This is a genomic window from Chryseobacterium sp. PTM-20240506, from assembly GCF_048296755.1.
Taxonomy (GTDB): Bacteria; Bacteroidota; Bacteroidia; order Flavobacteriales; family Weeksellaceae; genus Chryseobacterium; species Chryseobacterium proteolyticum.
Genome location: NZ_CP182581.1, coordinates 217,976 through 240,479 on the forward strand (window position 1 = coordinate 217,976; position 22,504 = coordinate 240,479).

Genomic DNA, 22,504 nt, shown 5'->3' on the forward strand with positions numbered 1-22,504 from the left:
AGTAATTCTTTCTACTATTTTTTGTAATTAAAGGCACCGGTTATGATTTGACTTTTATAAAATCATATTTCGGTGCCTTTTTTTGTAATATATTGCAGGTTTATATTGTCTTATCACAAATGCCTCGACATGAAAAGTTTCTTTTTACTCATTCTTTGTATATTTTCTTCTTATGGATATGGCCAGGAAACAGCTTCAGCCATTGAAGCCATTATTAAAAGAGAAATGGCAGAACGCAAAATTCCCGGCCTACAAATCGCTGTAGTTAAGGAGGGTAAGGTGATAGTGAAAAGATCTTTCGGAGTTGCCAATGTACAGGATCAGGTTCCGGTTACAGATACGACTGTTTTTGCTATTAACTCCTGTACGAAAGTATTTACCGCTACAGCTATTATGCAGCTGGCTGAGCAAGGCAAAGTTGATTTGTCTGCACCCGTGTCCCGGTATCTGGATGATCTTCCGGAACAATGGCAGAAAGTGACCATAGAACAAATGATGACTCATATTTCAGGTTTTCCTGAGATACTCAAGTTATTTGATCCGGCTACCGGTGATACATCGAAAACTGAAAAAGAAATCTGGGACGAACTTAAGGGATTGCCTATGGAATTCAAGACAGGTGAGCAGTTTAGCTACAATCAAACCAACTATTATCTACTGGGAAAGATTATAAACAAACTGAGTAGGAAGTCTTTTGATCAGTTTTTTAAAGAGGAACAGCTTCAAAAAGTCGGAATGCCGCATACATTATTTGGAGATTCCAAGGATGTCATTCCTCACTTTGCACCCACTTACCGTTACAGGAATATGACCGAAGGAGAAAATGGGAATCGGCAAAAGCTAGTCAACGACTATTTTATATTTCCTCCTTATAGCAGAACCGGAGCTGGGCTGAACAGTACGGCTGAGGATCTGGCCATGTGGATCATTGCGCTGCAGAGTGGAAAGCTTTTGAAGACAGAAGAATCTCTGCAGAGAATGTGGAAACCTATAAAAATGAACAATGGAAGTCAGACTATGTGGTCTCCCGGTTGGGGATTGACGAAATTCAGGACAAAACACAAGGCTATCGGAATGTCAGGAGGAGGAAGATCTGCATTTTTGGTATATCCGGATGATCATCTTGCCATTATTGTGCTTACAAATTTAGCAGGAAGTTATCCTGAAGAATTTCTGGAAGAGCTTGCCGGAGTATATTATCCGGAAATTATTAAATCCGATCCGGTTACTTATCTTAGACTTCATCTAAAAAAGATTGGTTTTGATAAGGCAATAGAACTGGTTAATTCGGAAAAGAAAAAGAATCCGGATTTCAAGCCTCAGGAAGCTGAACTTAATAATTGGGGGTACCGGATGATGTCTGAAAATGATATTAAAAATGCTTCCGAAATTTTTAAACTGAATGTTTATTTGTTTCCCAATAGCTGGAATGCGTACGATAGTTACGGAGAAGCATTATTAAAGTTAGGAAATAAAAGTCAGGCTGCCATAATGTACCGAAAATCAATAGACCTGAATCCTGATAATGAATATGGAAAAAAAGTCCTCAATGAGATCCTTACAGCAAATGGGTCCACAAATTCATCGGTTAAATAATGAGAATTGTAAAATGAAAAAATGATTTCAGGTATTGATCTTGGATTTTTTTCAACAGGAAATAACAAGTAAGTATAACAAAATCCGGCCCCTGTGAAACAGGGCCGGATTTTTATATCAGATTTAAATGATTTTAAGAATACAGATTGGGCATCATTTCCATAAGAATCAGAAGGGAAACAAGTTTTTTGGAAGATTCATAATTGGGATTAAGCTTTTCTCTGATTTCATTCAGGGTTTTACTTAAATTATTACTCACCGTTTTATTGCTTAAATTAAGGGCTTCAGCAGTTTCTACCACAGACATGTTCTTGCGGATTCTAAGGTCATATACTTTTTGTTCAGTGGGAGTAAGTTGGGAAATCACTTCATCGATCATAGCAAACAGTTCCGTAATATCATTTTCCTCCAGTATTTCCGCATATTCTGCATCCGTTATTTCGGCTAAGAAATCTTCGCTTTCATCTACATATACTTCCTGGATCTTTCTGATGCTTGCATAATAGTCCAAAATACGGTAATGGATGAAACGAAATAAATAACCTTTGGCACTTTCCTCCTCATCTGTCTGTACAAACTCCGGATTTTCCAGAATCCTGATCCAGAGGTTCTGCAACAGCTCTTCAGTAGCATCCCTGTCCTTTGTCCGTGTGAAGATCATTGTATAGAAACTATCCCAATATCTTTCATACAATATCGCAAAAGCAGGCCGGTCGCCCGATTTTATTTTTTTTAATAAAGTATAGTCTGTAGGTTTCATAATGTCTGTTACAAATTTACCTAAACTAATATTAATGTTTTGTGAATTATATAACCTATAAGATTAAATATTTCTGAAAATATTTTCATTTTTCCACTTATAATGTATCGAATTGTTCATAAACCAAGTGTTTTTGTTGAAAAAACAAATGTGATATTAAGGAAATGTTAAATGGGGTTTGGGAAGTTTGTCTTTTTGCCCAGTATTATAAGTGAGGGTATTTATTAGAATTAATACAAAAATATAAAACTAATACAACAACATTATACAGTGAAGAAATTGAAATACAGCAAGGCACAGACATTTGTTTTTAAGTTATGGAGCAGGGAGGTGTCTGGTGATGAGATCTCAGAGAAAGAATCGGTGATCCTTGAACTATGGAAAAATGAAGCTATTAAAGATTTGGATAAAAAACATATTCAGGAGTCTAAGCTAAAAGTATTGGCCGGTCTTGAGTCTTACTTTAAACAATCTCATAAGGCGAATATATTTTCTCTTAAGAAAAATATGTACAGGGCTGCCGCTGTATTGCTTCTGCTGTTTAGTCTTACAGGTTTCCTGGGGTATATGTTTTTTATAAAACCGGATGTATATGTTGCGATCAATGACAATCAAACGATAAAACTTGAGGACGGATCTTTAGTAATGCTTTTACCGGGTGCAAAGCTTACTGTCGAAAAATCTTTTCCCGCTGATACCAGAGTGGTGGATTTGCAGGGTGATGCTGTATTTAAAGTAGCTAAATCTAAAAAACATCCATTCATAGTTCGTGCGGATGGCTTCAGCACAAGGGTAATGGGAACGGTATTTAAGGTAATGCAGCGGGGAGAACGCAAGACCGTGGAACTTTATGAAGGTAAAGTGGCTGTTTCTTCACCCGGAACTGCAGTTTCTTACCTGACTCCAAACCAAAGGTGGACAAATTTTGGAATGGCCCATACTGCTGCTGTAATAAATGAAAAAATAAATAAGCAATCGGGAAAAAAGACTTCAGTACTAATGACGCTGACTTTCAATGATGTTTCGTTTAGGAGCATCATGGAAATACTATATAAAAATTATGGAATAAGTATCAGATATCCGGAAGAAATAGCAGAAAAAAAAATTACTGCTGACCTTACCGGCAGCAACTGGGATGAAAATGTAGAAGCATTGGCATTTATCACAGGGCTTGAGGTACAAAAAGAAAACAATACCACTTACATATTAAAAAAATAGCAACCGGATTAATTTAGATAGAGTTTACGAAGAATTATGAGTCAGTCAATAATGAAAAGTGGTGTTAAAAACATGAGAAATTTGAAATGCAGTCTTACGGTAGCGGTGATCTTTTTTGCCACGACAGTAGACGCGCAGGAGTTAACGATGAAAGTGTCCTTTTCTGCCCCGGCCGGAAAGCCTTTGATCAATACATTGGAAGAATTTGCAGATAAAACAAGAATGCGTCTGGTCTATTCAAAAGCTGATATAAATGATCTTAAAGTGAGAGAGGTAAAATGTGATAACCTTCCTGTGAACGATTGCCTGAAAAATATTACAGACAATCTACCTGTAGCAGTACGCCAGAGGGGAGAACTGATCTCAGTAAAATATCAGGGCCTGAATACTTCCATATCCTCTGCCCGGGGAAACGGAAGGCTTACAGGAAAAATTGTAGATGAGGTAGGAAATCCCATTGTAAAAGCAGAAGTAAGTGTAGCAGGTAAAACGGCAGTAACGGATAACAACGGGGATTTTAGTATCAGCATTCCTGCCGGAGTTTATACCCTAAGTGTAAAGGCTTCGGGATTCAGCTCATTAAGGGTGGAGAAACTGCAAATCAGTAATGACGATATCAATACTGTTTCTTTTGCCATGAAGCATATTTCTTCCGATAAAGAAATGAATATTAAGGAAGTGGTGCTTACAGGAACACGCAAAGCGGATACCCAGGCAGGACTTCTGGCTCAGCAAAAGAAAGCCGCACAGATGAGTGACGGGATTTCTGCTGAACAGATTTCAAAAACACCGGACAATGATGTAGGAGGAACATTAAAAAGAGTAACCGGGGTAACCACGATAGATAATAAATATGTAGTGGTCCGCTCCATGGGGGAGCGTTGGAATACCGCTGCCATGGATGGAATCAATTTGCCTAGTACAGAAGCTTATAACCAGAATTTTTCATTTGATATCATCCCCACGTCCATGGTGGAAAGCGTGGTGATCAGCAAGACGGCCACTCCGGATATGAATGCAAGTTTTGCCGGAGGATATGTGGAGGTGAGAACGAAAGATATTCCGAACGAAAATTTTACCACGGTAAATCTGGGAACTTCATATAATGACGTCTCTACGTTCAAAGAGTTTTTATCAAAGAAAAGAGGAAAATATGATTATTGGGGATATGATGATGGAACCAGGGATTTCCCTAAAGGTTTGGAAGCCATGGATTGGAATAATCCCTTGTTTTTTGAACAATCCAAAAGGTTTACCAATGATAATTTTACCAATTATGCTACCAAAGCAGATCTGAATTCCAATATGCAGATTGCTTTGGGAAGAAATTACAGACTGAAAAATAATAATAAATGGGGATTTGCTGCTGCCATTACCACGAGAAATGAACAGAATAAACTGGATATTGAAAATACAGCCAGAGGAGGCTGGCTGGATAATGTAGGTGGAGTGAATAACAACTGGGAACAATTGGGAATAGCACCGGTCAATACCTTTAATTTCAGGAATCAAGGAGCCTCGTACAGCTATAACTCCACTATCGGTGCCATGTTGAATCTGGGATTACAGCTTGGGAAAAACAGGATTTCATTCCGCAACTCCTATACTCATATTTATGATCAGACTCTGACAAGGATTACGGGATGGAATGAATATACAGGCGGAAACGGGGATGCCTCGGATGCTTATAACTATTTTTACCATGAGATCGTTCCTCCCAACACAGACCTTAAATTTTTAGATAAGCCTATAACAGAAACTACGGATTATCCGGTTTATCAGACTTTATTACAGAACAAGCTGGAGGGGAACCATAAAATAGGAAATAAAGAAATCAGCTGGTTTGCAGCAAGAACTGGTGTCACTTCCGATACAAAAGATTATACACAGTATCAGACCAATTATAATTTTATCGGCAACGAAATTTTGAGTTATAACCAGATCTATAATTCCGGGAATAATTTCGCCAGGGGATATATTGCAAATAAAGAAACGGATTATAATTATGGAGCTGCCTTTAAATGGAGTATGGATGCCGGAAATTTTAAAAATGATATTAAGGTGGGGTATGCAGGGGCCTCAAAAAGCAATACCAACCAGCAACAGAAGTTTTTCCTGAGGGTAGATGAAAACCGCGATGTTCCGAATAGTGAAAAGAATATGCTGATCATGTATGGAGCACTTTCAGGATGGTTTGACGGATCTCATTATGTACCCGGAGGAATCGGGTGGCAAACCAAAGCATTGTATAAAAATGATAAATATGAAGGGAAAGTTTCCCAGCACGCACCTTTCATCATGTTTGATAACCGTTGGAAAAATAAGTTGAGGCTGGTATGGGGAGTACGGGCAGAATATTTTAAGTATGATCTTATTTCTCAGCAACAGGATCCGAATGATCCTAAAAGCGTTACCAAAGAACCGATTGAAGAAAAGCCATGGCAGTGGATGCCATCAGCCAATTTTACGTACAGTCCTTCCAACAGTATCAATGTAAGGCTGGCTTATAACAGGTCTGTCATTCGTCCTCAGTTTAATGAAAGAACAGGGTTGCCTTATTTTGATCCTGTGGCGAACGGACTTATTTACAATACGGAAATGACATCAGCAGTCATTAATAATTACGATTTTAAGTTTGAATGGTTTCCGGGTCTTGGAGAAATTATTTCTGCAGGTTTATATTATAAAAATATCGACAGACCGATAGAGCGTGAAGGTTATATTTCCAGTGAGGGGAACCTCTTCCTTTATAACGGAAACTCTAAAAATGCAAAGCTGAAAGGATTTGAAGTAGAGGTAAGAAAGAGCCTTGGCTTTATCAGACCCGAAAGCTTCCTGAAAGATCTTTTTATCAGCGGAAATTTCACGTATAACGATACTAAGGTTATAGCTTTTAAAGACCGGTATAAAACTCAGGATACCGATGACACTTATGAAGTAGATCGTCCCCTTTACGGGCAGACACCGTATGCCTATAATCTGGGGCTGCTGTACAATGGAGATCGTTTAGGACTTAGTTTCCTGTACAATGCTAAAGGAGATCAGTACGTTACAGTGGGCTATGCTTACATTGGAGAAGAGATCCAGCGTCCTTATGCCGTAGCGGATGCACAGATTTCCTATAAGCTATTGAAAGATAAGAACCTGGAAATCAAATTAAATGTCAGAAACCTGTTCAACAGAGTAAGGGAGTATTATAATAATTTCAATTCTTACTCAGTATCCAAAGGAAACGGAAGTTCTTTTGATACCCAGAGAGAATCTTTAGGACTTTTACCGGGAGCAACGGATAAATATGATAAAGGAATTGATAAAATATTATTCCGGGCTTACAATGGTAGACAGTTCGGTTTATCAGTAAGTTATAGTTTTTAAATATAAAAGAACTTTTAACAAAAGTATATATGAGATCTTATAAGCCATGTCACAGGTTCCCATAGCCTGAAATCTGAATCGATAGATCTGTTGATGCGCACATCAGTGAACTTTCAGTCAAAAAATGGAAATACCGGATTTCCCCGTCCGGTAGGATTTTAAGGGGAAGCTTTATTCACTTGCACCCTGGGTGAAATGGAGTTTTAAAAACAATGTGTAACCAAATCACGGAGATAAAGGTGAATATCCCGTAAACAGGAATCATCCGGACCAAAAAACAAAATAACCGGATCCATATTTCTAAATTTTACAACAATGAGAAAATTAACTTTAATCGCTGTAACAGCTTTATCTTTAACAGCTTGTCGTGAGAATGATTCTTTATCAGATTCTTCTAAATTTGAAATGCAATCTGCTTCTGCAGAATATTTAACTGCTTCTGCACTTCCTGTGACTACAGTAAGTGGTGCTATTACTACCAATACTACATGGAGTGGAGTGGTTGAAATTGATGGAATCGTAACTGTTAAAGGTGGAGCTACTTTGACTATCCAGCCAGGTACTTTCATTAAAGCTAAACCTAATACAACAAATACACCTACAGGAGTTTTGGTTATTGCTAAAACTGGGAAAATAAACGCTACAGGAACTGCTTCTCAGCCGATCATCTTTACAAGCTACAGATTATTGGACGGAGATGAAGATACTACAGCAACTCCAGGTGATTTCGGAGGGGTTATCATGTTGGGAGATGCTCCTACAAACAAGCCTACAACTACTGTTATCGAAGGGTTAACAGGTGCAGATTACCAATATGGAGGTACGAATGCCGCTCATAATGGGGGAACTATTAAATATGCACGTATCGAATTCGGTGGATTCGACCTTTTCGCTCCTAACTCAGGAAACGAAATCAACGGATTAACATTAGGTGGAGTAGGTAACGGAACTACACTAGACCACATCCAGGTATCTTATGGTAAAGATGATTCTTTTGAATTCTTCGGAGGTACTGTAAACGCTTCAAACCTTGTATCTTTCGCTCCGGACGATGATAACTTCGATTTTGACTTCGGATATACAGGAACAATTACTTGTGCATTAGCTTTAGCTGATTACAACTCAACGCACAGTCAAAGTGGTGGAGTTTCTGATACGAACGGTATCGAGCTTGATAACGATGGAACAGGTTCTACTGCTTCTCCATTTACCCGTCCTACAGTTAAAAATCTTACAATTGTTGGTGCTAAAAGCCCATTAAAAGGTGGATTATATGAAAATGCCATCCACGTAAGAAGAAACGGTAAATTGAATTTAGATAATGCTACTGTTACAGGTTATCCTATCGGAATTTTATTGGAAACTCAGAGCAGTGCTCCGGTAAATCTTGCAGACCTTAGCTTTACAGGAGTACAGGCACATGGATTTACATTCGCTACTGCTTCTAAGATCGGTACTACCACTGCTGCTCTTACTATTCCTGGAGTAACTACTTCTACAAGTAATCCTGCTAACCTTTGGGGAATGTCTCAGCCATTCTTTAACGAGGCTACAGCATGGAACGTTTCTCCAAGAAACTGTGGAGATTTCCAGGGTACATGGACAAAATATAATTTCTCAATTGTACAATAATTGATCAACATGGGGTGGCATTACCTGCCATCCCATTTTTTAATTCAACTTTAAAAATTCATAGAATGAAAAAAGTAATTTTACTATCTGTTTTGGTTTTATCAAAATTAGTGTCTGCACAATATCCTGTATGGACTAATTCTTTTAATTCAACAAGTGATATGCAGGGATGGTCTTTCCATGATCTGAACGGAAACGGAAATGGATGGGTACAAGGACCGAACATCTACCATAACGGTACTTCTTTGGCTTATGGAGGGGCTGGTTCTCTTCGTTACTCAATCAGTAATGTTCCTTCCGGAAATGTGGCCGGTTTCACTACAGAAAATGACTGGGCCATTTCTCCGGAGATTGATCTCACTTCATCTTCAGGAACGATTACATTAGCAGCATACATAGGACGTCAGAGAACAACACATCAGGTGGTAAAGAGATATCTGTACATCTATGTAAGTACTGCACAAAAGCCTGTCCCTGAATTATCGGATTTTCAGGCATTGGCAGTAGATGCAAACGGCAATAATGTTCCCAGCCCATATGTGATTGCAGCAGGAGGAACTGCTAATCCTTTCCCATCGGACCTCAATCAGTTTGTTGAAAGCCTTGTTAATCTCTCTGCTTTTGCAGGAAAAAAAATCTACATCGGATTGTGGTCGAACAGATATGCGGCTGATGATACCAATGTACAGAATATCAACATCAACGAAATGGCGATCTATACTTCAGTTCTAAAAACACAGGATGTAAAAAAAGCAAAAGATCTTACTATGGTGATGCAGAATCCCGTATCCTCATCACTGATGTTAAAACTTAATCCAGCCCTGAAAGAAAACAATGTTACTGTGACTGTTTTCAATATGGCCGGACAATCTGTTATTACTACGCAGTACCGTAGAGAAATTAATGTTACGACTTTATCTTCCGGAAGCTATATCGCCGTGGTTTCGGATGGAGTGCTTTCTGAGAAAGTGAAATTTATCAAAAAATAATGTTTTAGATGCAGGAAGGCAGTCTCTTATTTTCAATTTTTACAAATGCAAAATAATAACCATATCAAAACCATCATCATAGGATATATGCCTTTCCTGCTTACTATAGAATTTAAAAGTATTGCCCTCTGCGTGCTAAGGGCAATATTTCTAAATCGAATTTTTATAATGAATCATACAATGAAAAAAATAATCGCCTTTGCTGTTCTTACAGGTCTGATATCGTGTACCGATGATGTGCTGCAACCTTATGATAAATCACAGAAACCTGCAGAAATCAGTGTCAAGGGATATTCAAAACCGGATGTACTGCAGCTCCGGCTTAACGGAAAACCGGTAAGCATTAATGGAAGTACATCTTATACCAATACTATAGAAACAAAGCTGAGCTTTGTCGTGGACGAAGGGGAAACAGATCAGATTGAGATCTATAACCATGAAACCGGCAAACAGATCGCAAAATATAACATCGATTTTAATACAGTGGATCAGTATAAAAATCTGAATTTCTTCAATCTGCCCGGGATCTATCTTCAGACCTATGCAGTAAAGCCACAGGTTAACCTGGGGAAGGTAGGTTTCGAACTTATTTTTCCGAATTTGGGACAATATTCCCATACTACATTACAAAGTGTGAAAGGAATACTCAAAAAAGAGAATGGAGATGTTCTCGCTGAATTTGAAAATATTGAAAAAAATAACTTCTCTTCACTTAAAATGTATAGCTTTTTCAGTGTTACTGCTCCCGTTTATCTGGAGTTGTACAAGCCTGGAAGTACTGACCCTTATTTTGGATCACAAACGATTAGAGTAAAAATAAAACAGGATATCGGAGCTAATATGATCGTGCTACAGGAAAAAGCGGAAGGCGGTACTGTTCAGATTATGGGTGATATTGACATCGCAGACTACCTGTAAAATAAAAAATCATTCGGATAAGATCATGCATAAATTTTTAAAATCCTACCTACTTGTTTTATTATTTTTAAGCTCAGCAGTTATCGTTTCCTGCCGTTCTGAGGAGGAGTCTGTTCCTGATTTTCCCGACGGAAGCGTAGAGTCTGTCAATCTATGGGTTCATGAAAACATGAAACGTTATTATTTCTGGGAGGATCAGATGCCTGCAAAACCGGATTATCATCTTCCTGTAAAGAAATTTTTTGCAAGCCTCCTATCTCAGAATGACCGTTTTTCAAGCATTGTAAATACGGAAGATGCTTCTACTTACCTGCGGACGGTCCGCAACATGTATGGCTTTGATTATGCAGTATTGCAGCTTGCTAACGGGCAGATAACAGCTGTGATAAAATTGGTATTACAGGATTCTCCGGCTCAGAATGCCGGCCTGAAACGAGGGATGATCATTAAGAAGATCAATGGAAGTGAGATTACGGCTTCGAATGCGGAAAGTCTTTTAAATTCTATTCCGGACAATACTACGCTTGACCTGAGCGTAGGTAATTGGGACAACGGAAACGTGATTGATGAAAAAGATATAAAAGTATACTATGGATTTTCGCTCAGCCAGCCTGTTATATCTAAAATTTTTGAACAAAACGGAAAAAAGACAGGGTACCTGTACATCTATGATTTTCCGGATGGCATGTCTCACAGTCTCAATCAGAAGTTTGCAGAATTTAAAGCTAACGGTGTACAGGATCTTATCGTGGACCTCAGGTACAATTATGGAGGATCAGTAGCTTCTGCGGCCGCATTATGTGCAATGATCCCTTCCGGAATAACGGGCAATTCTCCTTTTATAACCTATAAAGGAAATAAAAATGGGGGTGAGGTGAAAAAAACATTTGCCGAACAAATTGCCTATGACCCTGCCGCTCTGAATTTCACAACACTCCATGCCAATAATCTGCAGCTGACCAAAGTATATATACTTACCTCGGGAAGTACGGCCTCGGCCTCGGAAATCGTTATCAATAATCTAAAACCTTATATGCAGGTGATACAGATGGGAGGAAAAACACTAGGAAAAGATATGGCCGGATTTGCCATTACGGATGATCGTAAACCTAAAAAGATTTCCTGGCAGCTTCACCCGGTCATCTATAAAGTATATAATGCTAACGGACAGGGAGAATACAGCAATGGAATTTCACCGCAGTTTCCTGTAGATGAATACGCATCTTTGCCTCTGAAGTCTTTAGGGCAGGCTGATGAAACCTTATTGCAATCGGCTTTAGGTAAGGTGTCGTCTAAATCCGCTTATTTCGAAACTTTTACGCACCAGATAAAAATAATTACAGAAAGTGAAAAGCCGTTTTCTATGGGTAAACACTAAATATTAAAAATAAAAAACCAAATCAAACTATATTTTTTTAAAATTGAATTCACTATGCAGGGAATAGAGCCAAAAATACACCAGGAAGTAATCAAGAGAATTAATGATCTGGAGCAGCTTTTAAAGCAATCTCCCGATCAGGACAGGACCTATACAGATGAAATTGTTATGATGAACACAGAATTATCAGCGCTGTATGAAGAGTATCTCAGTATAAAAAAGAGATTAGAAACCTGTATTAAACTCTACAGGTCAAGACATATTGAGATCAGAAAGCACCTTACCCACAATATTAGAAAGATTAAACGGGAAAGGGTTAACCGAAAATAAATAAAGGGTATCTATTTAAAAATAGGGTCCCGCGACTCAACTTTTACGAATAAAAACCTGAGCCGGAAAATTAATTGATAAAAATGTGGTATCTATAATGGTTCAGTAAACAGGTTTTTTTTGATTTTATATTGAGTTAAATTCGGTTAAATAGCATTTAAATTAGGGAATAATTGGCATTTTGTGATGAATGTGTGCTGATAATTGTATTATTGGTTGGTTTTTTAATGGATAATGGATTTTAGGAACATTATTAAGAAAATCAATCATTTTTTGGGATTTTGTGAGTACTTTTGAGGACTTAACTCCCATTAGATTATTTGTGCTTTATGATCTTAATTGTCGATGATAACCAAAACAATATTTACTCATTAAAGAAACTATTAGAATCCAAAGATTTTCAGGTAGATACTGCTAATTCCGGTGAAGAAGCATTAGGGAAAGCATTGAAAAATGATTATGCCCTAATTATTCTCGATGTTCAGATGCCGGGAATGGATGGTTTTGAGGTAGCTGAAATATTTGCAGGTTATAGCAAAACGAAAGAAATTCCTATTATATTTCTTTCAGCGGTAAATACAGAAAAGAGATTTATCACCAAAGGATATGCTTCCGGAGGTAAGGACTATGTCACCAAGCCGGTAGATCCCGAAATTCTTTTACTGAAAGTTAAAACATTTTATAATCTGCAGGAGCAGAATATTGAAATGAAAAAAACTCAGCAGAGTTTACAGCTTGAGGTAAAAGGAAGAAGAGAATCACAGGTTACCATGAAGTCGCAGATTGATCACTTTCATCTGATGCTGGAAGGCTTGCCGCAAATTGCATTTACGTTGAATGATAAAGGGATCATCGATTTTGTCAACGGCAGATGGTATCAGTATTCAACATCTGATAAAAACTTCCCCGAAACTTTTCCTGATGATTTAGATATAAAGGAGCAATTTGAAATTTCAAGGAAAAATGGAAAATCACTTCAGCTTGAGACGCGGATAAAAAATATTGAATCCGGAGAATACAGGTATCATTTATTGAGAATATCACCGGTTTATGAAGGTAACCATGTCAAAAACTGGGTAGGAACATTTACGGATATTGATGATCAGAAGAGGGTAGAAAATGAGAAAGATGAATTCCTGAGTATTGCCAGTCATGAACTGAAAACTCCTCTTACAAGCATTAAAGCGTATGTTCAGTTGTTGGAACGCAAGCTAAAACTTGACAAAGACAGTGCAGAAGCAGGATATGTAACCAAGGTCCAGGATCAGATCGAAAAATTGAACAGCCTTATCAGTGACTTACTGGATGTCTCTAAAATTGAAAACGGGAAGCTGAAGATCAACAGGAAACCTTCCAATCTTGAGAAGATAATTGAAAATGCTATAGAAACGATACTTCAGACTCATGATGAAAATAAGGTAAAAATCCAGCGTCACGGGGAAATACCGGATATCCTTATTCCGTTTGATGAAATTCGTATAGAGCAGGTATTGATCAATTTCCTGACCAATGCCATCAAATATTCACCACAAAATAACCAGGTTATTGTCACTACATTTGTAGATGATGACCAGGTAAAAGTAAGTGTTACCGATTTTGGAATCGGGATTCCTGATTTCAAACAAAAGGCAGTATTCCAGAAATTTTATCGTGTAGAAGAATCGTCACTACAATTTCAGGGAATGGGAATAGGCTTGTATATCTGTTCAGAGATCATCAAGCAGCACCATGGAACAATCGGATTGTCAAGTATTGTCAATGAAGGTTCCACATTTTACTTCACTTTACCCTTAAACTAATTTTTTATGCCACAAAAAGTTATAAGAAATCTGCAATTTGGAGTCGGGCTTTCGCTGTTAATTTTAATAGCAAGTTCCGTAGCATCGTACTGGAGCATTCAGAAACAGATGGAAAACCGCGAAAGCCTTTCCCGTACAAGAAGATCCATTACTGCAGTAAAAGATATATTAATTTCCCTCCTGGATGCAGAAACTGCCAACAGAGGATACCAGCTTACCGGCAAGCAAAATTTTCTGGAACCCTATAACAGAAGCGTTGCAGCCTATCCTAAAGCAATTGCCTATGCTAAATCCTTAGACATTAAAGATAAGGCACAGCTAAAGCGTTTGGCGGATCTGGAATATAATGTGAACACGAATATCGGTAACCTTAAGCAATTTGTTGAAAACAGGAGCAAAGGAATCGTAATGACGCAGGATCAGCTTATTTTAAGCAAATCCTATATGGACAAATGCAGAAAGATCGTTCGTGATTTTGTACGGTATGAAGAAATTCAGCTTGAAATAAAAAACAAAGATCTTAACCGTTCCTCAAACACAACTGTTATTTTTATCATTTTTTCAGCACTTGCAGCCATAGTGGTAACTACTTTCTTTTATCTTAAATTAAGAAGTGACCTTCTCCGCAGGGATAAGCTTGAAAAAGAGTTGAAAGCAAAAGATCTGGAAATCACAAAACGGGTAAGTGCAATCCAGCAGATTGCCAATAGAGTTGCCAACGGAGACTATAGTCAAAGGGCTGTGGATAATGTACAGGATGATCTTGGAGATCTTGTGGAATCACTGAATAATATGACGGACTCCCTAAAGAAATCCTTTGATAAAATAAACAGAAGCGACTGGCACCAGAAAGGATTGGCTTTACTGAATGAATCTCTGGTTGGGAATAAGTCTGTTAAAGAGGTTGTTACCAATTCCCTGAATCATATTATCGAATACGGAGGAGGAACCAATGGTGCCATCTACCTGCTTGATGAAGGTAAATTATTCCTGAACAGTGCTGTAGCGCTGGAAGATAATATGAAAAAATCTTTCGAACCGGGAGAGGGAATGGTAGGACAGGTCTTTCTTCAGAAGAAAACAAAGGTATATAACGACCTTAACGACGAAGATTTTGCGGCAACATTTGCCAGCAGCAAATTAAAGATTAATGGACTCGTTGTAATCCCGATTACTCTGGACAGGCAGAGTATCGGAGTTTTGGAAGTGGGCTCAACCACAAATTTCGATCAGGATAAAATCAATTATTTCGCAGATAGCTGCAGGAATATAGCAACTGCCATAAGTGCGGCAAAAGGTCGTGAAAAGGAACAGCGTTTATTGGAAGAGACGCAGGCACAATCAGAAGAACTTCAGGTACAGCATGCAGAACTTGAAAACCTGAATACTGAACTCGAGGCACAGACACAAAAGCTTCAGGCTTCAGAAGAAGAACTGAAAGTTCAGCAGGAAGAGCTTATGCAGACGAATGCAGAACTGGAAGAGCGTTCAAAATTACTGGAAGAAAAAAATCACCTCATTGCAGAACGTAATATAGAGATCCAGAAAAAAGCGGAAGAACTGGCTTTAAGTACGCAGTACAAATCAGAATTCTTAGCCAATATGTCGCATGAATTGAGGACCCCTCTTAATTCTATCCTGCTTCTTTCCCGTTTAATGGTAGAGAACCCGGAAGAAAATCTGAATGAGGACCAGGTAGAGTCAGCGAAAGTAATCCAGAGTTCCGGAAGAAGTTTGCTAACATTGATCGATGAGATCCTGGATCTTGCTAAGATTGAGTCCGGGAAAATGGTTCTGGAATATGATGACGTTGCCCTGGAAGATGTGGTGAATGACCTGCGAAACCTGTTCAATCCTATGGTTAATGAAAAAGGGATCAGATTTGACCTTGAAATAGAAGAAGGTCTTCAAAAGTCTATAGAAACGGACCGGTTACGATTGGATCAGGTTTTACGTAACCTGCTTTCCAATGCTTTCAAATTTACACAGGAAGGAAGCGTGGGGCTGTATATTAAAAAAGATCCTAAAAATAAAGACTTTATTACCTTCAGCGTAAAAGATACGGGAATCGGAATTCCGGAAGATAAGCAAAGAATTATTTTTGAAGCATTCCAGCAGGCAGACGGATCTACCCAGCGTAAATTCGGAGGTACAGGTTTAGGATTATCCATAAGCCGTGAGATTGCCAAATTATTGGGTGGAGAACTATCGCTTACCAGTGCAGTTAACGAAGGAAGTGAATTTAGTTTAACAATTCCGGTAAAGGCGGTCTCAGAAACGGTCCAGGTATCACTTGATAAAGAATTGGTAGAGATCATAAAAGAAGATGTAGAGGAGATTAAGAACATTGCAGGATATGAAGAAGAACCGGAACAACCGCTTACGGTTTTAGAAATTCCTGAAGAAATAGCAGATGACCGGGATAATATTACGAAGGATGACAAAGTTATATTGATCATCGAAGACGATACCAACTTTGCAAAGGCACTTCTGAAGTATGCCCACAGACAAAATTATAAAGGAGTAGTGGTTGTAAGAGGAGACCATGGGCTCTCTGCAGCATTACAATATCATCCTTTAGCTATCTTACTCGATATTCAGCTGCCGGTAAAAGATGGATGGCAGGTAATGCATGAGCTGAAATCCAACCCAAAAACCAAACCTATTCCGGTGCACATGATGTCTTCGTTGCATATTAAAAAGCAGGAAAGTATCATGAGAGGAGCCATTGACTTTATCAACAAACCTGTGGCCCTTGAACAGATGACGGATGTATTTAAAAAAATTGAAGAAGCCCTTCGAAAATCACCTCAAAAAGTTCTTATTGTAGAGGAGAATGCTAAGCATGCCAGCGCATTGTCATATTTCTTAAGCAATTTTGATATTTCTCTGGCGGTGAAAGATAATGTGGAGGACAGTATAAAGGCGCTTACGGAAGCTGAGGTAGATTGTGTGATCCTGGATGTGGGACCGGCAAGAGGAAAAGGATATAAGATCATAGAATCAATCAAAAGCTATGAAGGCCTTGAAAACCTTCCGATCATTATTTTTACAGAAAACAACCTGTCTTCCTCTGATGAGTTGAAGATCAAACAATATGCTGACTCTATTGTTGTTAAAACGGCACATTCATACCAAAGGATATTGGATGAAGTCGGTTTATTCTTACATTTGGTTGAAGAGAAAAGTACCGAAGCACCGCGAAACAAAAATCTCGGATCACTTACTGAAGTATTAAGTGGAAAGAAGATTCTGATTACGGATGATGATGTACGGAATATATTTTCACTGACCAAAACGTTGGAAAAATACAAAGTAGAAGTCATCCTGGCGATGGATGGGAAGCAGGCTTTAGAACAGATTAAAGAACATCCGGATATTGATGCTGTTTTGATGGACATGATGATGCCGGAAATGGATGGCTATGAAACCATACAGGAAATAAGAAAAAAACAGGCGTTCAGCAGATTACCGATCATTGCCGTTACGGCAAAATCCATGATAGGCGACCGTGAAAAGTGCATTACCGCCGGGGCATCAGATTATATATCAAAGCCTGTGGATGTTGATCAGTTATTATCTTTGTTGCGTGTTTGGTTATATGAAAGCTAAAAAAACTCACTTCTGATGAAAAAAAAGATTTTGATCGTGGATGACGATCCGCGAAACATATTTGCACTTAAACTTACTCTGAAAGCCAGAGGATATCAAATGGAGAGCTGTACAATGGCACAGGAAGCCATTGAACTTTTACAGAAAGACGACCGGATCGGAGTCGTATTGATGGATATGATGATGCCGGAAATGGATGGTTATGAAGCCATCAGGATTATCCGCGAAACGCCTTCGATCAGTAAGGTTCCCATTATTGCCGTGACGGCACAAGCCATGAAGGAAGACCGCCAGAAATGTCTTGATGTTGGAGCACAGGATTATGTGAAAAAGCCTATCGATGTCGATCTTTTATTAACTGCCATTGAAAAACTGTCGTAGATGCTGGAACCAAGTATTGTAAAGGATGAAGAGGTAGAGCATCTGATAAAAGATGTTTATGAACTGTATGGTTATGACTTTTCCATGTACAGCAGGGCTTCGTTTAAACGAAGGGTAAACAGGATCTGCCTGATCGATAAGTTTGCCAGTTTTGCAGAGTTAAGATATACTGTGCTTAATGATCCGGATTATCTGAAGCACTTTATCGAGGAAATTACGGTGAATGTGACGGAAATGTTTCGTGATCCCTATTTTTTCAAAGCATTACGGGAAAATATTTTACCCCAATTGGGAACCTATCCTTTAATCAGAATCTGGGTGGCAGGCTGTTCAACCGGGGAAGAGGCTTATTCTATGGCCATATTATTGAAGGAAGCCGGTCTTTATCAGAAATCACTGATTTATGCTACGGATATTAACCCTTCTGTGCTGGAAACAGCCCGTGCCGGAGTTTTTCCTCTGCAACAGATGAAATTGTATTCAGAGAATTATATACTTTCAGGAGGTAAAAAAGATTTTTCAGATTATTATACGGCCAATTATGATAGTGCAATGTTTGATTCAAGTCTCAAGCAAAAGTTGATTTTGTCTACCCATAATCTGGTGTCAGACAGCTCCTTTAACAGTTTTCAGCTGATTATATGTCGGAATGTGCTCATCTACTTTGATAAAGCTTTACAGGAGCGTGTTTTTCAGCTGTTTGACGATAGCCTTGAAAATCTGGGCTATCTTGCTTTAGGTTCGAAAGAAACTCTTAGATTTTCGAATCTGAACAGATATTATCATCAGGCCGATGATCAGCGGATCTGGAAGAAAGTAGACCATCATTAATATTTATATGAAAGAAATAGAAGAGAATATTGAACTCATTGTTATAGGAGGTTCTGCGGGAAGCTTAGAGGTGATACTGGATATGGTGAAAAAGCTGGATCATAAGATCAGCTTTCCCATTATATTGGTTGTTCACCGTAAATCTCAATCCGTAAGCATTTTACCGACTTTGCTGCAGCAGTTTTCTTCTATAGAAGTAACGGAAATTGAAGATAAAACAGAAATAAATAATAATCAGATCTATATTGTGCCAGCCGACTATCATCTTTTATTTGAAAGTAAAGAGCTGGTATCTCTTGATAGTTCGGAAAAAATGAATTATTCACGTCCATCGATTGATGTAACCTTTAAGTCAGCTTCAGAAATATATGGGAAAAGTCTTGTCGGAATATTGTTATCCGGTGCTAATGCCGATGGAGTAGAAGGTTTACAGTATATTAAAAAAAATCATGGAAGGGTGTGGATCCAGGACCCGGATACCGCGGAGGTTAACTATATGCCCAGACATGCAGTGGAAGGAGTGAGCTATGATCTCATCATTACTCCTGAAAATCTTGCAGAGTGCATTAATCAATTAAACCGGTTTTAAATTAAAGCTAATATATATGAGTAAGAAGAAAATTTTAATTTTTGATGATGACAAGACGATCCTGGACGTTGCAACCATCATTTTTGAAGAAAGTGGTTATGAAGTAGGGATTTCAGAAACGTCGCATGATATCATCGATAAGGTATCACAGTTTCAGCCGGATGTGATTCTAATGGATAACTGGATTCCCAATATCGGGGGAGTAGAAGCAACGAAACTTCTAAAAAACCATGAAGAGTTCAAAAAGATCCCTGTGATCTACATAACGGCTAACAATGATATCAATGCGTTGGCGGAAAGCGCTCAGGCTGATGATTATATTGCCAAGCCATTCAACCTGGATGATCTTGAAGAAAAGGTAGCTAAATACCTGAAAGGATAAACCGGATAAAAAAGCGTGTTTATCATACCGGATGTATAAAATCCTTACCTGACAAAGTAAGGATTTTTTATTTCTATTCATGATCTTGTACTTTTTTTTCAAAAAATATATAGCCACCTATATAGTTGTGTATATTTTTTATATATTTGAATGTCCAATATGTACAATTCCATGAACAATGATTTCATAAAAGAGCTTGGCTATAAGGCACTTGATTCCCGGTTTAAAAGGATCAGTGAAAAGATGGCTTACAGTGTGAAGAAACTTTATAAAGATCTTGATTACGACATAGAGCCCAACTGGTATCTGATATTTATGATCCTAAGGGATAAAGGAGAATTATCTCTGATAGATATTGCTGAAAGTCTGGGATATTCCCATCCGTCTGTTGTGGTCACGGTAAAAAAAATGGCGGCCAAAGATTATCTGGATGTAAAAAAAGATGATTCGGATAAAAGAAAACAGATCGTATCACTTTCTCCCAAAGCATTAAGATTAATGCCCGAATTTGAAATGCTCTGGAACAGCTGTGAGGCTGCCATTCTCAAAGTATTGCAGGAAGATCTCACGATCTTAAAATACCTTGATACTATTGAAGCCTCTTTGGAGGAGACCTCCTTTTATTATCGCTTCAAACAGGAGTATAAAAACCAATTAAAATAAAAACCCATGAAAAAATACCTTATCATTCTTCTCTCGGTATTTTGCGTATTTTCCTTTGCAAAAGAGACCAGAATAACCATTAGAGCGAAAGCTAAAGATGCTAAATTCATCGGAAGTTCTCTGGGAGGAGCGTATGTGATTGTAAGGAATAAGATCAATAATACCATTTTGGCTGAAGGAAAAACCAGTGGCAGTACAGGAAATACGGATCTGATCATGAAAGCTCCAAAACATAGAGATAGTTCTATTGTTGATGATGCAACCGGTAAATTTCTGGCCACGGTTAATATTGATGAACCTACTTTTGTAAGTATAGAAGTGTTTTCACCATTCAATCATAAACAGGCACAGGCGAAAGTAAGCACGGAAATATGGCTTATTCCTGGAAAAGATATTCTGGGCGACGGGATCATCCTGGAAATACCCGGGTTTATTATTGATATTTTAAAGCCCCGAACGCATCAATATATCGGATTAAGCTCAATCAGTGGAAAACCTTTTCAGATACAGGCCAATATTGTTATGATGTGCGGTTGTGTGATCGATAAAGGTGGTGTATGGGATTCCGATAAGTTTGAAACTAAAGCCTTAGTTAATAAAGATGGAAAACGGGTAAGTGAAATCAATTTATCATTGGTTTCTACCAATCTTTTTGAAGGGAACACTTCTATTTCTGTACCGGGAAATTATGAGATCATCGTTTATGCTTTTGATCCCAAAACAGGAAACACCGGAGTGGATAAAATCAATTACGTAGTATATTAAAAGATACAGAGGTTTTTATACCTTCTTGTTTATATCTGAATACACTATAGTAAAGCTGCTTTATTCGATCTCGATCTATAGTTGTAGTATAGTTGTTTTGAACTTTTTAATTGTAAAAAACATATAAAAATTAGAATATTAATGGACTAGATTATCCTTTATGGCATGATAATAGGTTGATTGTAAGCATTAACCAAATCAATTACAAAATGAAATCTGAGACTAAATTAAAAAAGAGTATAAGAGGAAAAACCGTAGTTATTACCGGAGGAAGTAGTGGAGTTGGTAAAGCTACTGCGGAAGCATTTGCTTTGGAAGGATGTAATATTGTAGTTGCTGCCCGGGGTAAAGAAGCTCTGGATGAAACCGTGAGTCTTTGCAGGGATCTTGGAGTGGCGGTAATAGGGGTACCTACAGATGTTTCAAAAGCTGAAGAAGTTGCTCATCTTGCTGAAACAGCCATTCAATTTAACGGAAGAATTGACATTTGGGTAAATAATGCCGGTGTCATGGCAAGCGGAAAATTTGAAGAAATACCCATGGAACTTAATGAGCAGGTCATCAAAACAAATTTGTTCGGATATATGCATGGGGCTTACAGTGCGCTCCCCATCTTCAAAAAGCAGCAGGAGGGAATCTTAATTAATAATGTTTCTATCGGTGGTTTTATGCCGGCTCCTTATAGTGCTGTTTATTCATCAACAAAATTCGGAATTCGCGGTATGATGGATTGTCTTCAGGGGGAGATTTCCGATTATCCGGATATTCATATTTGTAATATTTATCCTCAGATTCAAAGATCCACCGGAAATATGCATTCGGCAAAATATTCCGGACTGGATTTTAAAATTCCGCCGTTTGCAGCAGATCCCCGGGACACAGCCAAAAAAATTGTGGAGTTGGCTAAAAACCCCAGAAAAGATCTGTTTCCCGATTTTACCTCATTACTTCTTAAAAATATCTACGGATTATTTCCGAAACCGATCATTAATATAGCTTCTGCAGGGATGAGAATGATGATGAAAGCTAAAAATGCTCCACCTGATTCGGGTAATATTTTAAAGCCTTCGTCAGAGCCTCACCGCATTTATGGGGAAACCATGCTGCCCGTCCCTTCCAAAAAGACAAAATTAGCCATTGCAGCGGGACTGGGTTTAGGTTTGGCTTACATGATCTTGAAAGCCGGTTCCGGAAATAAGCAAATAAAGAATTCTTAATATAAGAAGCGATATTTCAGCAGTAAAATTACTACGCATTTCATTTCGTCCGTTGCCCTGAAATTCATA

18 protein-coding genes are annotated in these 22,504 nt (G+C 38.3%); 17 read left to right on the forward strand and 1 reads right to left on the reverse strand.

Translation table 11 applies throughout. The features are described from left to right. Positions 1-129: 129 nt before the first annotated feature. Positions 130-1,596: a beta-lactamase family protein gene (locus tag ACNFU2_RS01005; protein WP_273647659.1), complete on the forward strand. Its 1,467-nt coding sequence runs from the start codon at positions 130-132 to the stop codon at positions 1,594-1,596. Between the two features lie 133 nt (positions 1,597-1,729). Here ACNFU2_RS01005 and ACNFU2_RS01010 read toward each other — a convergent pair whose 3' ends face one another. After that, entirely contained in the window at positions 1,730-2,356 is a 627-nt protein-coding gene (locus tag ACNFU2_RS01010; RefSeq protein ID WP_273647660.1) for an RNA polymerase sigma factor, read from the reverse strand. 270 nt (positions 2,357-2,626) lie between these two features. Between ACNFU2_RS01010 and ACNFU2_RS01015 the strand changes: the two genes are divergently transcribed. The 16 genes from ACNFU2_RS01015 to ACNFU2_RS01090 all read left to right on the forward strand — a co-directional run bounded on the left by ACNFU2_RS01015 (position 2,627) and on the right by ACNFU2_RS01090 (position 22,435). After that, positions 2,627-3,574, forward strand: a complete 948-nt coding sequence (locus ACNFU2_RS01015) for a FecR family protein (RefSeq protein WP_273647661.1) — start codon at positions 2,627-2,629, stop codon at positions 3,572-3,574. Between the two features lie 72 nt (positions 3,575-3,646). Further along, a complete protein-coding gene (locus ACNFU2_RS01020; protein WP_273647662.1) occupies positions 3,647-6,949 on the forward strand; it encodes a TonB-dependent receptor in 3,303 nt (1,100 codons plus the stop codon). 315 nt (positions 6,950-7,264) lie between these two features. Further along, positions 7,265-8,581 carry a hypothetical protein gene (locus tag ACNFU2_RS01025; RefSeq protein ID WP_172278072.1) on the forward strand — a complete coding sequence of 439 codons (1,317 nt, stop codon included), beginning with the start codon at positions 7,265-7,267 and terminating at the stop codon, positions 8,579-8,581. Between the two features lie 65 nt (positions 8,582-8,646). Continuing rightward, a complete protein-coding gene (locus tag ACNFU2_RS01030) occupies positions 8,647-9,570 on the forward strand; it encodes a T9SS-dependent choice-of-anchor J family protein (RefSeq protein WP_172278074.1) in 924 nt (307 codons plus the stop codon). 180 nt (positions 9,571-9,750) lie between these two features. Further along, positions 9,751-10,488, forward strand: a complete 738-nt coding sequence (locus tag ACNFU2_RS01035; RefSeq protein ID WP_273647663.1) for a hypothetical protein — start codon at positions 9,751-9,753, stop codon at positions 10,486-10,488. A 25-nt stretch (positions 10,489-10,513) separates the two neighbouring features. Next, positions 10,514-11,866, forward strand: a complete 1,353-nt coding sequence (locus tag ACNFU2_RS01040; RefSeq protein WP_273647664.1) for a S41 family peptidase — start codon at positions 10,514-10,516, stop codon at positions 11,864-11,866. A 54-nt stretch (positions 11,867-11,920) separates the two neighbouring features. Continuing rightward, the gene (locus ACNFU2_RS01045) at positions 11,921-12,196 is read left to right on the forward strand and encodes a hypothetical protein (RefSeq protein ID WP_172278081.1); all 276 of its coding nucleotides are present in this window, start codon (positions 11,921-11,923) and stop codon (positions 12,194-12,196) included. A gap of 329 nt (positions 12,197-12,525) precedes the next feature. Beyond that, on the forward strand, positions 12,526-13,995 hold the full coding sequence (locus tag ACNFU2_RS01050) for an ATP-binding protein (protein ID WP_273647665.1): 1,470 nt from the start codon (positions 12,526-12,528) through the stop codon (positions 13,993-13,995). Positions 13,996-14,001: 6 nt separating this feature from the next. Next, complete coding sequence (locus tag ACNFU2_RS01055) at positions 14,002-17,607, forward strand: response regulator (RefSeq protein WP_418123310.1); 3,606 nt, start codon at positions 14,002-14,004, stop codon at positions 17,605-17,607. A 15-nt stretch (positions 17,608-17,622) separates the two neighbouring features. Then, on the forward strand, positions 17,623-17,988 hold the full coding sequence (locus tag ACNFU2_RS01060) for a response regulator (RefSeq protein WP_172278087.1): 366 nt from the start codon (positions 17,623-17,625) through the stop codon (positions 17,986-17,988). Next, positions 17,989-18,819, forward strand: a complete 831-nt coding sequence (locus tag ACNFU2_RS01065) for a CheR family methyltransferase (RefSeq protein ID WP_273647667.1) — start codon at positions 17,989-17,991, stop codon at positions 18,817-18,819. Positions 18,820-18,826: 7 nt separating this feature from the next. Next, on the forward strand, positions 18,827-19,408 hold the full coding sequence (locus tag ACNFU2_RS01070; protein ID WP_273647668.1) for a chemotaxis protein CheB: 582 nt from the start codon (positions 18,827-18,829) through the stop codon (positions 19,406-19,408). A gap of 16 nt (positions 19,409-19,424) precedes the next feature. Further along, on the forward strand, positions 19,425-19,790 hold the full coding sequence (locus tag ACNFU2_RS01075) for a response regulator (protein WP_172278092.1): 366 nt from the start codon (positions 19,425-19,427) through the stop codon (positions 19,788-19,790). A gap of 171 nt (positions 19,791-19,961) precedes the next feature. Then, positions 19,962-20,453, forward strand: a complete 492-nt coding sequence (locus ACNFU2_RS01080) for a MarR family winged helix-turn-helix transcriptional regulator (protein WP_273647669.1) — start codon at positions 19,962-19,964, stop codon at positions 20,451-20,453. 6 nt (positions 20,454-20,459) lie between these two features. Continuing rightward, positions 20,460-21,218: a hypothetical protein gene (locus ACNFU2_RS01085; protein WP_306611698.1), complete on the forward strand. Its 759-nt coding sequence runs from the start codon at positions 20,460-20,462 to the stop codon at positions 21,216-21,218. A gap of 209 nt (positions 21,219-21,427) precedes the next feature. Next, positions 21,428-22,435: an SDR family oxidoreductase gene (locus tag ACNFU2_RS01090; protein ID WP_306611700.1), complete on the forward strand. Its 1,008-nt coding sequence runs from the start codon at positions 21,428-21,430 to the stop codon at positions 22,433-22,435. The last annotated feature ends 69 nt before the right edge of the window (positions 22,436-22,504 follow it).